Genomic DNA, 13,357 nt, shown 5'->3' with positions numbered 1-13,357 from the left:
CCAAGACCAAATCGACCCGCAAAAGAGATTATTTATTTACGAATTATTTCGTACATTAGCTTGCAACAAGCAGAAATGTCATCATCATTTTAAAAAATCCATTGTCTATACAGCAATAAAATCCATAACATAACCCCCATGAACCACAAAAAACTATTGCTCATTGCCTGCCTATCATTTTTTGGTCTTCCACTATTTGCTCAAGTCAATACCACTGTTGATGTTAACCTGGTTAAGGAAATACCGGTTAAAAAATTCGTCAACAAAGCCTTTAAAGCCAGTGTCGATATTAAGAACCAGCCTAGCGATGTAACCGGACAAGCCAGCTTCTTTATGTTGCAGGTGGGCAAAAGCGATTACGATTTCATCAACCATACCGGCAAAGGCAGCCTGCCCGCCAAAAACGACACCACTTGGCATCACTACGAACTCCAAGGTACGATAGACCCCAATGCCCAAAAAATGTGGCTTTACATCAATACCAAAGGCAATGGCAATTTTTATTACGATAATTTCGGCCTCGAAATCGAAACGGCACCTGGCGTCTGGACCAAAATAGAAGTGCCAAATGGCGATTTCGAACAAGCAACCAATCCGCTGAAAGATTACAAGGGCACCGAATCGCTCAAAACCAAAACAGGCCTCAGCATCAGCCTCGAAAAAACCCAAGATCCGCGTTACCTCAGCTATATTCACATTGCAGCTACTGGGGGAAAAATCATTGAGCGCTATGGGCAAAACAGCAGTCGTGGCCAATACGTCAATAGCCAGGGATGCAAAATCTATTACGAAATCTACGGTCAGGGCGAACCCTTGCTCCTGTTGCACGGCAATGGCGGTTCTATTGCCTCATTTAAAGCGCAAATTCCAGAATTGGCCAAACACTACCAAGTCATAGCCGTTGATACCCGTGGCCAAGGCAAAAGCACGGATACCCAAAGCAGCAGTTTCTCTTACAACCAGTTTGCCGACGACATGAAAACCCTGCTCGACACCCTGAAACTGAAACAGGTAAATGTGGTGGGCTGGAGCGATGGTGGCAATACCGGGCTGATCTTAGCCATGAAACATCCCAATTATGTAAAAAAACTGGTGGCACTTGGCGCCAACCTCAATCCCAGCGAAGAAGCGGTGAGCACAAAGATTTTAAACCAGGCCAAAAAAGACCTGGCTAAACTACAGGCCAAAAACGAGCCACAAGACCAAGTCACCATTCGTTTGTTGCAAATGATTTTAACCGAACCACAAATAGATCCGGCCAGCCTAAAAACCATCAGCGCCAAGACCCTGATCTTAGCCGGCGAAAAAGACCTGATTTTAGAACCGCATACCCAGTTGATCGGCAGGAGCATTCCAAATGCCCAAGTGCTGATTTTAAAGGGGCAGACGCATTTCGTTCCCGAAGAAAACCCGGCCTTGTTTACTCAAACCGTATTGGATTTTTTGGCCAAGCCCTAGCAAGTACCCTAGGCCTCAACCAATTGGCCTCGCCTCAGCTCTTGTGACTTTTCTTTATCAAAAAATCTGATAGCTTTGCATTATACAGACCAAAATATGAGCGCACAGAACGAAAATTTCAAGGTAAAGGTAAATACAGAAATCGGTAGGCTACGTAAATTGCTGATCCATAGTCCGGATAGCGGTTTAGGCAAGGTAGTTCCTTCAAAGGCGCAAGATTGGCTATTTGAAGACATTGTACACCTCGATACCATCCGCAAAGGCGAATACGACTATTATGTAAAGCTGCTGATGTATTTCCTCGATCCCGAAAAAATCAAGGGCAAATTGGCACATATCGATTCTGAAGAGGCCAACCGGGCTTTCTTCAAGCCCAACGACCCACAGTTCCACAATTCGCAGGCGGTTGTAGAAGTACAAAACCTGCTGGCAGAGATCTTGGAAAACGAATCGATCAGAAAGAAACTGGTGGCAGCCGTAGCGGCCATCGAGGGATGTACCTATAAACTACAGCTCAAATTGGTTGATACCGCACCGCAAGAACTGGCCGAGATTTTTATTTCGGGAACTTTGGCCGACGATACGATGATTTTTGCGCCTATTCCCAACCTTATTTTTACCCGCGATGTAGGCACTACCATCAACAAGCATATCTTATTGAACAAACCGGCCAAGAAAGCCCGCGTACGCGAAACCCTGCTGATGCGTTATATTTTCTTTAACCATCCGTATTTTGCCGAATACCAGAACAACATCATCGAAATACCAGATCCTACCCAGCATTTTTTAAGGCCAGGCGAAGAAACCCATTACCGCACCACGCTAGAAGGTGGCGATGTGATGATGGTTAGTCCCAACCACGTGCTGATTGGCTGCAGCGAAAGAACCTCTGAAGAAGGTGCCAACGAAGCCATCAAACTCTTGTTCGAACAAGATGTGGTAGAGAAAGTTACCGTAGTTAAAATTCCGAGCAAACGCGATTACATGCACTTAGACACTGTTTTTACACAAGTGAAGCGCAATACCTGGGTAATCCTCAACTCGATTGCCCATTCGCCAAAATACAACGCTTCGGAACCGATCAATTTCTTAAAGGAACCTGAAAGATTGGAGGCTACTACAGCCATACAGTTCAATAAAAACAAACCTGGCGAGCCTAAATATTTCGAACACGTAGAGGCTTTGCTTAACGACATCAGTCAAAATGATTTGGGTTGCACCGAACCTACCAAAATCATTTACAGCGGCAACAATACCTTCCCATACGATTCGAGAGAGCAATGGACTGATTCGTGTAACCTCTTGGCCATTAAGGAAGGCGTAGTTTTGGGCTACGACCGCAACGACAAAACGGTAGAGGCCTTTGAGGCTAACGGCTTTAAAGTGGTTAAGGTGCAAGACCTGATCCAGGATTTGGAAAGTGGCCAAGCCAATGCCGATACCCTAACCGATACCCTGATCCTGATGCCATCGGCAGAACTTTCGAGGGCCCGTGGCGGTTTCCACTGCATGAGTCTGCCAATTTTGAGAGATGATTTGAGCTAGGGGTTGGGAAGTTGAAACGTTGTAAAGTTGAAACGTTCAATCCAGCAGTTTAACAATGGAGCAATTCAACAATGAATTAACCTTTGAAAAACACTTGCGAAGTTTTAAAAACTTCGCAAGTGTACCCTCAATGAATAAATAAAATAAAGATGCAAACAACCAATCATATTTTGATGATCCGCCCTGTCGATTTCAAGTTTAACGAACAGACGGCCGGAAACAACAAGTTTCAGCAAGCCAATTCGGCCAGCGATGTGCAGCAAAAAGCATTGCAGGAATTTGATGGCTTTGTAGCCTTATTGCGTGCCAACGGCGTAGAAGTAACGGTAATTAACGATACTTTGCAACCCGAAACCCCCGACTCGATCTTTCCCAATAACTGGATTTCGTTTCACCACAATGGCGAGGTGATCCTCTACCCTATGTTTTCGGTTAACCGCAGGGCCGAACGCCGATCAGATATTATCGAAAGCCTGGGCAAAACATTCGGCATCAGCAAAATTACCGACCTGAGCACTTACGAAAATAGTGACCAGTTTTTGGAAGGTACCGGCAGTTTGGTGCTCGACCGCGACCACAAAATTGCTTACGCCTGCCTATCGCTCAGAACTAACCAAGAAGTATTGGACGATTTTTGCGAAAAAACCGGCTATCAGGCTATTGTTTTCAACGCCGTCGATTCGACCGGCTACCCTATTTACCATACCAATGTGATGATGTGCATTGGCGATAAATTTGCCGTGGTTTGCTTCGATTCCATCCCTGATGCAACCGAACAGGCCTTGGTAAGAGGCAGTTTGAGCCAAAGTGGCAAGGAAATCGTTTCCATTACTTTCGACCAAATGAACCATTTCGCCGGTAATATGCTGCAAGTAAGCAATAAGGAAGGCGAAAGTTTGCTGGTGATGTCGGAACAAGCTTACCGCTCGCTTAACCCAAACCAAATAAGCGCTTTGGAAAAATATTGCAGCCTGGTTTATGCCCCGCTATACACCATCGAAACCAATGGTGGTGGCAGTGCCCGATGCATGCTGGCTGAAGTCCATTTGCCAACTAAACCTTAAACCATGAATACACGCGTTCTCTTATCTTTGTTGTTTACTTGTCTGTTGCTACACGCTTGTACCTCGACCAATCAAACGTCTGTCGACAATCCGCCCGTCCTCATTCAGCATGCCAACCAGGTTTTGAGCTTTGAGCTGAAGGATATCCTGATGGAGAACGAAAATGTACAGTTAAAGGGAAGTAAATTCAACAAAAAAGATTCGGTGGTTTCGCAACTCGATGTGGTGATCAAAAACGTAGAACGCGTACCGTTGAAAGAAGAATTGCCTAACCTGGGCAAAAAGATTGGCATCATTGTGAAAACGGTTTTGCTCGACACCAACCAATACCAGCAATACAAAATCAGTTTCAGCGCAAAAGAAGGCGTAGAAAACCCTGCTGAAATTGTTGTTTTGGCGCGCGATATCAGCTCCATTCCACTCAATTCGTCCTATTTTAAGGAAGGTGCCTTAAAGCGGTAAAATCGCCAAATACACCTGCGAAATCTAAGGCATATCCAATTAATTCGTGCCAATTACCCCCCTTTCTTAGCCATAGCTCTGTTTCCAATTTGATGTAATAATCTTCACATGGCCAAATGAGTTAGTGGCCATTAACCTGATGAACCATCCAAACAATGAACTAATGAGCTATGAACCCTAGAACTAATGACTGCTTCGCAGCATAAAAAATTTGTTTTTAACGGATAATTCTCAATTTAAAATTACATTTTTGCAAAAATTATTTAACGTAAATAAATGCAGAGTTATTCCGAATTTCTTGATCTGAGCGTAGGCTTCCCGCAAGAAGGCTACAGCGTTATAGACGATGAGCTATACTTTCACGATCTAAATTTAATGGAAATGATAGAAACCTATGGCACGCCATTGCGTTTCACTTATTTGCCCATGGTAAGCAAGAAGATACAACAGGCCAAACTGTTGTTCCAGACGGCTATTATCAAGAACAACTATCGTGGCGATTACAAATACTGTTATTGCACCAAAAGCTCGCATTTTAGGCACATTGTAGAAGAAGCCCTCAAAAACGGCATCCACTTGGAAACCTCTTCTGCTTTCGACATGCCGATGATCGATGCATTGGAGAAAAAAGGCGTGCTCGACAAGAGCATTACGGTAATCTGCAACGGTTTTAAAACCTACCAGTATAAGCAGTACATCATCGATATGCTGCACGACGGCTATAAAAACATTATTCCGGTACTCGATAACAAGGAAGAATTCAACCTGTACGATGACGAGGTAGAAATGGATACGCCTTGCAACCTGGGCATCCGTATCGCAGCCGAAGAACAGCCTGATTCGCAGTTCTATACTTCGCGTTTGGGCGTTCGTTTGGAAGATGTAATCGATTTTTACAACAACAAGATATCGACCAACCCTAACTTTAAGGTAAAGCTGCTCCATTTCTTCATCAACTCTGGCATTACCGATTCGCCGTACTACTGGAACGAACTGGAGAAATACGTGACCTTGTATTGTAAGTTCAAGAAAATCAATCCTGATCTCGATACCCTCGATATTGGTGGCGGAATGCCGTTCAAAGACAGTTTGGTATTCGATTTCGACTACGAATACATGGTCAACGAAATCGTTAAACGGATCAAGGAAATCTGCTCTGAGCACGAGGTGATGGAACCAGATATTATTACCGAATTTGGCAAATACACCGTAGCCGAGGCTTCGGGCATTTTATACAAGGTATTGGGCCGTAAACAACAAAACGACCGCGAAAAATGGCTGATGCTGGATGGTTCTTTCATCACCAACCTGCCAGATGTTTGGGCCTTGAATCAAAAATATATCCTATTGCCTATTAACAATTGGGATGCAGAATATGAGCGTGTAAACTTGGGAGGCATTACCTGCGACGGTCAGGATTACTACAACCAGGAAGCGCATATGAACAGTGTGTTTATGCCAAAAACCCGTAAGGTGCAATACCTGGGTTTCTTTAACACGGGTGCCTACCAAGAGGTATTGAGCGGTTATGGCGGTATACACCACTGCCTGTTGCCAAGTCCGAAGCACGTGATTATCAGGCGCAACAGAGACGAAACTTTCAACTTCGAGGTATTTGGAGAAGAGCAAAACAGCAAGCAAGTACTCAAAATTCTGGGTTACACCTAAAAAATACAGCAGTCCTTCTCCAACCGAGAAGGATTTTTTGTTTAAGGGTTTGTTGTACAGCAAAAAGCTTCGGCTTTTTTTGTTAACTTGTATAACCTATCAAAAACAATACGCTCATGTTAAAAGAAGTTAACTTAAACAAGGTTTTCGTTATCGATATCGAAACCGTACCCCAATGTGAACATTTTGATGAAATGTCCCCAACCCTGCAGGAGCTTTGGGAGCACAAAACCAGGCTGCAGCGCAAAGACGAATTTACAGCTGCCGAATTCTACGACCGTGCCGGCATCTGGGCCGAATTTGGCAAGATCATTTGCATCAGCATTGGCTTTTTTCACACACAAAACAAGCAACAGTATTTTAGAGTAAGCTCTTTTGCAGGGCATGATGAAGTCGAAATCCTAACCGGTTTTGCCAAATTGCTGGGCGAACAAGGAACCGATCAGCTGCTCTGTGCACACAATGGCAAAGAGTTCGATTTCCCCTACCTGTGTCGCCGCATGCTGATCAACGGCATTACTATTCCGCCACAGTTGCAAATCGCAGGCAAAAAACCTTGGGAGGTCAACCACATTGATACCATGGAGCTATGGAAATTTGGCGATTACAAAAACTACACCTCGCTTAACCTCCTGGCTACCATATTCAACATTCCGACGCCTAAAGACGATATGGACGGCAGCATGGTTAAAGAGGTGTACTACAAAGAAAAAGACCTGCCACGCATTGTTACCTACTGCCAAAAGGATGTCATTACAACGGCACAAATCCTGTTGCGCTTTAAAGGCTTGAATGCAATTCCCGAAGAAAATATTACTTTGGTGAAGTAAACAAACACCAAGGTCTGTGGCGCACAGGGAAAAATACCAAGGCCTGTGGCCCACAGACCTACCTTCGAACTAAGCTAAAAGATTATAATCGCAAAACGATTTGTGGGCCACAAACCGTGGATGAAGAACATTGCCTAAGTAAAGTTGATAAACAACCAAGGCCTGTGGCCCACAGACCCACCTTCGAACTAAGCTAAAAGATTATAATCTCAAAACGGTTTGTGGGCCACAAACCGTGGATGAAAGGCTTAAATGCAATTCCCGAAGAAAACATTACTTTGGTGAAGTAAATAAGTAACCGAGGTCTGTGGCCCACAGACCCGCCTTCGAACTACGCTAAAAGATTATAATCGCAAAACGATTTGTGGGCCACAAGCCGTGGATGAAAAACATTGTCCAGGCAAAGTTGATAAACAACCAAGGTCTGTGGCCCACAGACCTATACTTCGAACTAAACCAAAAGATTATAATCGCAAAACATTTTGTGTGCCACAAACCGTGGATGAAAAACATTGCCCAAGTAAAGTTGATAAACAACCAAGGTCTGTGGCTCACAGGCCTATACTTCGAACGAAACCAAAAGATTATAATCGCAAAACGATTTGTAGGCCACAAACCGTGGATGAAAAACATTGCCCAAGTAAAGTTGATAAACAACCTAGGTCTGTGGCCCACAGACCTATACTTCGAATTAAACCAAAAGACTATAATCGCAAAACGATTTGTGGGCCACAAGCCGTGGATGAAAACATTCTTTGGCGAAAAGTAAAAAAACACCAAGGTCTGTGGCGCACAGACCTACATTTCGAGCTAAATGAAAGGATTATAATCACAAAACGTGGATGAAAAACACTATCTTAGTGAAGCAGATGGAAATAAAGCTAAACATCCCCGAATACAGCACTGAACAAGGCTTGCGAAGCATCTGGGAAGATGGATTTGAAATAGAAACCGAAATCATTGACAATGAAATCGTTATTAAAGCAAATCGGGCTGGTTTAATTTCTTTAGCAAAGCAATTGCTGACTTTGGCTCACGACAATGTCCCATCAAGCTGCCATTTTCATCTTGACGAACACAGTGGCTTAGAAACTGGCTCCAAAAATCTTATAATCGAAAAAAGCTAATGCTAAACGTCAAGGAACTCGCCATCGAATTTTATAGCCAGGAAGACAAAACCTGGACCGAAGCCGTGCACAAAATCAGCTTTAAGCTCGACAAGGGCAAAGTATTGGGCATCGTAGGCGAATCGGGTTCCGGTAAATCGGTTACCTCTTTCTCCATTATGCGCTTGCACGATTCAAAAAACACGCACATCAACGGCGAAATAGATTTCGAAAACAGCAGCCTGCTCAACCTTTCCGATAACGAAATCAGAAATTTCAGGGGCAACAAAATCTCCATGATTTTTCAGGAGCCCATGACTTCGCTCAATCCGGTATTCACTTGTGGCTATCAGGTGCAGGAAGCCATCATGCTCCATCAAAAAATAGACAAGCAAACGGCAAAAGATAAAACCATCGCCCTTTTTAAGGAAGTACAGTTACCCAGACCCGAACAGATTTTCGAAAGCTATCCGCACCAGCTTTCTGGTGGACAAAAACAGCGCGTGATGATTGCTATGGCCTTGAGCTGCAATCCGGAACTGCTCATTGCCGACGAGCCGACTACCGCCCTGGATGTAACCGTACAAAAAACCATCCTCGATTTATTGTTGCGCCTCAAAGCCGAGCGCAACATGGGCCTCATCTTCATTTCGCACGATTTGGGCGTCATCAGCGAAATTGCCGACGAACTTTTGGTGATGTACAAAGGCGATATCGTTGAACAGGGCCCTGCCAAGGAACTGTTCCAAAATCCGCAACACCCCTACACCAAAGGCTTATTGGCCTGCAGGCCTTCTCCGCAACGACGACTCAAAAAGCTGCCTACCGTAGCCGATTTCCTAAACGAAAACAAGGATGTCGCCCTGCAGCATCAGCTCGAAATCAACAGTTATACCGAAGCAGAAATTAGGCAAAGGCGCGAACAGCTATACCAACAAAAACCCTTGCTCGAAGTACAAAATCTTTGTACCTGGTACCCCATCAACAAGGGATTGTTCGGCAAGCGCAAAAACTATGTAAAAGCAGTCGACGATATCAGTTTAAAGGTTTACCCCGGCGAAACGCTTGGTTTGGTGGGCGAATCGGGTTGTGGCAAAACCACCCTGGGGCGAAGCATATTGCGTTTGGTAGAGCCTACTTCTGGTAAATTGCTTTTTAACGGCACCGACCTTACCCAACTGGGCAGAAGTGAACTCCGCAAAATGCGCCGGGATATCCAGATTATCTTTCAAGACCCCTACTCTTCGCTCAACCCCAAAATAACCGTAGGCAACTCCATTATGGAGCCTTTGCAGGTGCATGGCCTCTTTAAAAACGATCAGGAGAGAAAGGCGCACGTATTGGGCCTGCTCGAAAAAGTAAACCTCAAACCAGAGCATTTCGATCGCTATCCGCACGAGTTTTCTGGCGGACAGCGCCAACGCATCGTTATTGCCCGCGCCCTGGCCCTGCAACCCAAATTTATCATTTGCGATGAATCTGTTTCGGCACTCGATGTATCGGTACAAGCCCAGGTGCTTAATCTTTTGCGCGAACTGCAACAGGAATTTGGCCTAACCTACATCTTTATTTCGCACGATTTGGCGGTAGTTAAGCACATCTCGGACCGCATGATTGTGATGAACAAAGGAAAAATCGAGGAAGAAGGTTTTCCGGACGATATTTACAACCATCCGAAAGCCGCCTATACCCAAAAGCTTATTGATGCCATCCCCGGAAAAACGGCAACGCCATTGGCCAGTTAGTTTTCCTGTTTTTCAAGACCCAATCCAAGCCGAATACTAACCTTAAGGCCCTGTGATATGTTATAGCCGTGTTATTTCTCTCCAAAAATAGCCCAAGCTAAACATACATTTGCTATATTGTGAACAACACAAATACATGCTATGGCAAAACACAAATCCGCTCACATCAAACAGGTTCTGACCCAATTGATTAGCGATATATTCGAAAAAAACAAAAATGTAGCGCTTAACCATAAGCAAGTTGCGGCCAAGCTAAACCTGAAAGACGTTGCCTCTACCGATACCATTCTCGAAGTATTAAAAGAACAGGTAGACAAAGGGCTCTTTACACAACCCGAAAGAGGCAAGTTCCGCTTAAAAGACCTCAAAACATTCGTGGTGGGCACGGTGGATATGACTGCCGACGGCTCTGCCTTTATCGTACCCGACGATGAGTTTGAAAAAGATATTTACGTAGCCCCAAGAAAGCTGCGCAACGCCCTTCACGGCGATAAAGTAAAGGTTTACGTTTTCAAGAAAAAAACAGGTCGCAAAAACGAAGGCGAAGTCGTAGAAATCATCACCCGTTTAAAAACCGATTTTATTGGCGTGGCCAAGGTATCGGAACGTTTCGCTTTTGTTATTCCCGACGACCGCAAGATGCTACACGATATCTTTGTGCCTTTAAACGACCTTAACGGCGCCAAAAACGGACAAAAAGTTCAGGTAAGCATTACCGACTGGCCCGAAGGTGCCAAAAACCCGATCGGGAAAATCATCAATGTTTTGGGCGAACAAGGCGAGAACAATACCGAAATGAATGCCATATTGGCTCAATATGGTTTTCCACTTAGTTTTCCGGCCGAAGTGGAGGCCGAAGCCAATGCCATTCCCGAACAGGTGAGCGAAGCCGAAATCAAAGGGAGAAGGGATTTTAGGAATACCGTAACCTTTACCATTGACCCTATTGATGCCAAGGATTTTGACGACGCCATTTCCTTTAAAAAACTGCCCAACGGCAATTACGAAATCGGCATTCACATTGCCGACGTATCGCATTATGTACTGCCTAAAAGCATGCTCGACAAGGAAGCTTATGAGCGTGCCACTTCGGTATATTTGGTAGACCGTGTTATTCCGATGTTGCCCGAGCGCCTCAGCAATGGGGTGTGCTCGCTACGTCCGCATGAAGATAAGCTCTGCTTTGCCGCGGTTTTCGAATTAGACGAACATGCCAACATCCAAAACGAATGGTTTGGTCGCACGGTAATCCATTCAGACAGGCGCTTTACCTACGAAGAAGCCCAAGAAGTAATCGAAACCAAAACCGGTGATTTCGCCGAAGAAATCCTCAAATTGAACGAACTTGCCTATATTTTAAGAGAACGGAAGTTTAAAAACGGCGCCATCAGCTTCGAAAGCACAGAAGTAAAATTCAAGCTCGACGAAACTGGAAAACCTATCGGCGTATATGTAAAAGAGCGCAAGGATGCCCATAAGCTGATTGAAGACTACATGTTGCTGGCCAACAGAAAAGTGGCCGAGTTTATTGCCAAAAAAGGAAAAGGGAAACAGAAATATACTTTTGTTTACCGTGTTCACGATGCGCCGAACCTCGAAAACCTGAACAGTTTCGCCAGTTTTGCATCACGTTTTGGCTACAAGATCAACATGAAAAGCGACAAGGAAATTGCCAAATCGCTCAACTACCTGATGGAAGACGTAGAAGGCAAAAAAGAGCAGAACATCTTGACCCAATTGGCAATCCGCTCGATGGCCAAAGCCATTTACACCACCAAAAAAACAAGCCACTACGGCTTGGCATTCGATTATTATACCCACTTTACCTCGCCCATTAGGCGTTATCCCGATGTCATGGTACACCGCTTGCTGGCCCTCTACCTCGATGGTGGCAAATCGGCCGATGCCGAAGCATACGAAGCCGCCAGCGTACATTCATCGGCCATGGAAAAACGCGCCGCCGATGCCGAAAGAGCTTCGGTAAAATACAAACAGGCCGAATACCTCGAAGAAAATGTGGGCAAAACCTACATGGGCATTATTTCTGGCGTTACCGAATGGGGAATGTATGTAGAAATCATCGAAAACAAATGCGAAGGCATGGTGCGTTTACGCGATATTTCGGACGATTTTTACGTATTGGACGAAAAGAACTACTGCATAGTTGGCCAGCGTAAAAAGAAAAAATACCAATTGGGCGACGAAGTGCAAATCAAAGTAAAGAAAGTGGATCTTTCTAAGCGACAAATAGATTTTTCGTTAGTACAACAATAGTTTAGCAGCCTATGAAAAAACTGACCATCTTTATGGTATTGCTCTTTCTTGTCGTTGCCGCCCAGGCGCAAAACCTTTTGCAGGGCCGTGTGGTAGACGAAGCCAGTGGCGCTGGTATTCCTTTTGTATCGGTGGGCATTTTGGGCACCAACAATGCTTCTGTTAGCAATGAGAACGGCGATTTTGTACTCAAGGCGCCAACCTATCCTGCCAAGCTGCGTTGCAGCCACGTAAGCTATTTAACCAGCGATAGGATATTGCAAGAAAGCAGCAACAGTGCGATCATTGTCAAGCTAAAACCGGCCAGCATCAGTTTGAACACGGTAACCATCGATCCTTATCAAGGTCAGCGTATTTTAAAGGCAGCCTTTGAAAAAGCCAAGACCTACGAAAACAATAATTCTTACCTCAATGCTTTTTACAGGCAATTAACCACCCTAAACGGCAAGCCGAGCCAGATTTACGAGCTCTTTTTCGACCTGCAATGGAGCCCCAAACGTGTACAGGGCTGGATTGCCAAACAAAGCCGTTTTGCCCAACTGGACGATCAGGCAGCATTTTCGCTCGATAACCAATCCTATTATACCTTCACGGTTAGCGGCTATCTTTTTCCAGACAAAGGCGGAAAATTCGTGAACCTGAATACATTGGCCGATTATGAAATCAACATCGAAAAATACATCGAACAAGCCGACCAAAAGATAGCAGTGGTTTCCTGCAAATACAAAAAGGGGAAAAGCAACCTGTATTATGTAAATTCTACGTATTATGTCGGACTTGACGATTCGAATATCTACCGGCTCGAAAACAGCGTATTCAATTTGCCTATCAGGCTTTCTCGTGCCAGCGCCAAGTTCCCCCCTATCGTTACCACGGTAGCTACTTTTAACGGAGCTGCCCACCCTATTCCGGTATTGGAAAGCGTTTCTACCAAAATGTACCTCAGCCTCAACGTAAAAGGCCGGGAAATCAATCCGGGTATTAGCTCGTTGCTAACCGTTTACAACATAGACAACGATTTAAAAGACCAACAATTTGAGGCGCTTAACCGCCGAACAAAAGATAAAACGGTCATCGAATCCATAAAATATGACCCTAGCTTTTGGAGGAACAACCCCATTGTAAAACAAACTACTTTAGAAGATTCTTTTATCAAAATGATGGAAAGCAAAGCCGCTTTCGGTACCATGACTAACCCTTAAGTA

10 protein-coding genes are annotated in these 13,357 nt (G+C 44.6%); all 10 read left to right on the top strand.

The genetic code is table 11. The features are described 5' to 3' along the window. Window positions 1-138 precede the first annotated feature (138 nt). The 10 genes from VRU48_RS02495 (at window position 139) to VRU48_RS02450 (ending at window position 13,354) form a co-directional block, all read left to right on the top strand. A complete protein-coding gene (locus tag VRU48_RS02495; RefSeq protein ID WP_330106347.1) occupies window positions 139-1,458 on the top strand; it encodes an alpha/beta fold hydrolase in 1,320 nt (439 codons plus the stop codon). A gap of 96 nt (window positions 1,459-1,554) precedes the next feature. Then, a complete protein-coding gene (locus tag VRU48_RS02490) occupies window positions 1,555-3,003 on the top strand; it encodes an arginine deiminase family protein (protein WP_330106346.1) in 1,449 nt (482 codons plus the stop codon). 149 nt (window positions 3,004-3,152) lie between these two features. Beyond that, on the top strand, window positions 3,153-4,067 hold the full coding sequence (gene ctlX, locus VRU48_RS02485) for a citrulline utilization hydrolase CtlX (protein ID WP_330106345.1): 915 nt from the start codon (window positions 3,153-3,155) through the stop codon (window positions 4,065-4,067). A gap of 3 nt (window positions 4,068-4,070) precedes the next feature. Continuing rightward, window positions 4,071-4,529 carry a hypothetical protein gene (locus VRU48_RS02480; protein ID WP_330106344.1) on the top strand — a complete coding sequence of 153 codons (459 nt, stop codon included), beginning with the start codon at window positions 4,071-4,073 and terminating at the stop codon, window positions 4,527-4,529. A gap of 276 nt (window positions 4,530-4,805) precedes the next feature. Beyond that, window positions 4,806-6,197 (top strand): arginine decarboxylase, encoded by a 1,392-nt coding sequence (locus VRU48_RS02475; protein ID WP_330106343.1) that lies wholly within the window; start codon window positions 4,806-4,808, stop codon window positions 6,195-6,197. A gap of 116 nt (window positions 6,198-6,313) precedes the next feature. Continuing rightward, a complete protein-coding gene (locus tag VRU48_RS02470; protein WP_330106342.1) occupies window positions 6,314-7,027 on the top strand; it encodes a 3'-5' exonuclease in 714 nt (237 codons plus the stop codon). Between the two features lie 842 nt (window positions 7,028-7,869). After that, on the top strand, window positions 7,870-8,154 hold the full coding sequence (locus tag VRU48_RS02465; RefSeq protein WP_330106341.1) for an Imm32 family immunity protein: 285 nt from the start codon (window positions 7,870-7,872) through the stop codon (window positions 8,152-8,154). After that, entirely contained in the window at window positions 8,154-9,878 is a 1,725-nt protein-coding gene (locus tag VRU48_RS02460) for an ABC transporter ATP-binding protein (RefSeq protein ID WP_330106340.1), read from the top strand. Before VRU48_RS02465 ends, VRU48_RS02460 begins: the two co-directional genes overlap by 1 nt. A gap of 141 nt (window positions 9,879-10,019) precedes the next feature. After that, on the top strand, window positions 10,020-12,152 hold the full coding sequence (gene rnr, locus VRU48_RS02455; protein WP_330106339.1) for a ribonuclease R: 2,133 nt from the start codon (window positions 10,020-10,022) through the stop codon (window positions 12,150-12,152). Window positions 12,153-12,163: 11 nt separating this feature from the next. Beyond that, window positions 12,164-13,354 carry a carboxypeptidase-like regulatory domain-containing protein gene (locus VRU48_RS02450; protein ID WP_330106338.1) on the top strand — a complete coding sequence of 397 codons (1,191 nt, stop codon included), beginning with the start codon at window positions 12,164-12,166 and terminating at the stop codon, window positions 13,352-13,354. Window positions 13,355-13,357: the final 3 nt, after the last annotated feature.

Origin of the sequence: Pedobacter albus, assembly GCF_036324255.1 — a bacterium.
Classification (GTDB): domain Bacteria; phylum Bacteroidota; class Bacteroidia; order Sphingobacteriales; family Sphingobacteriaceae; genus Pedobacter; species Pedobacter albus.
This window is presented reverse-complemented; position numbering and strand designations above follow the sequence as displayed.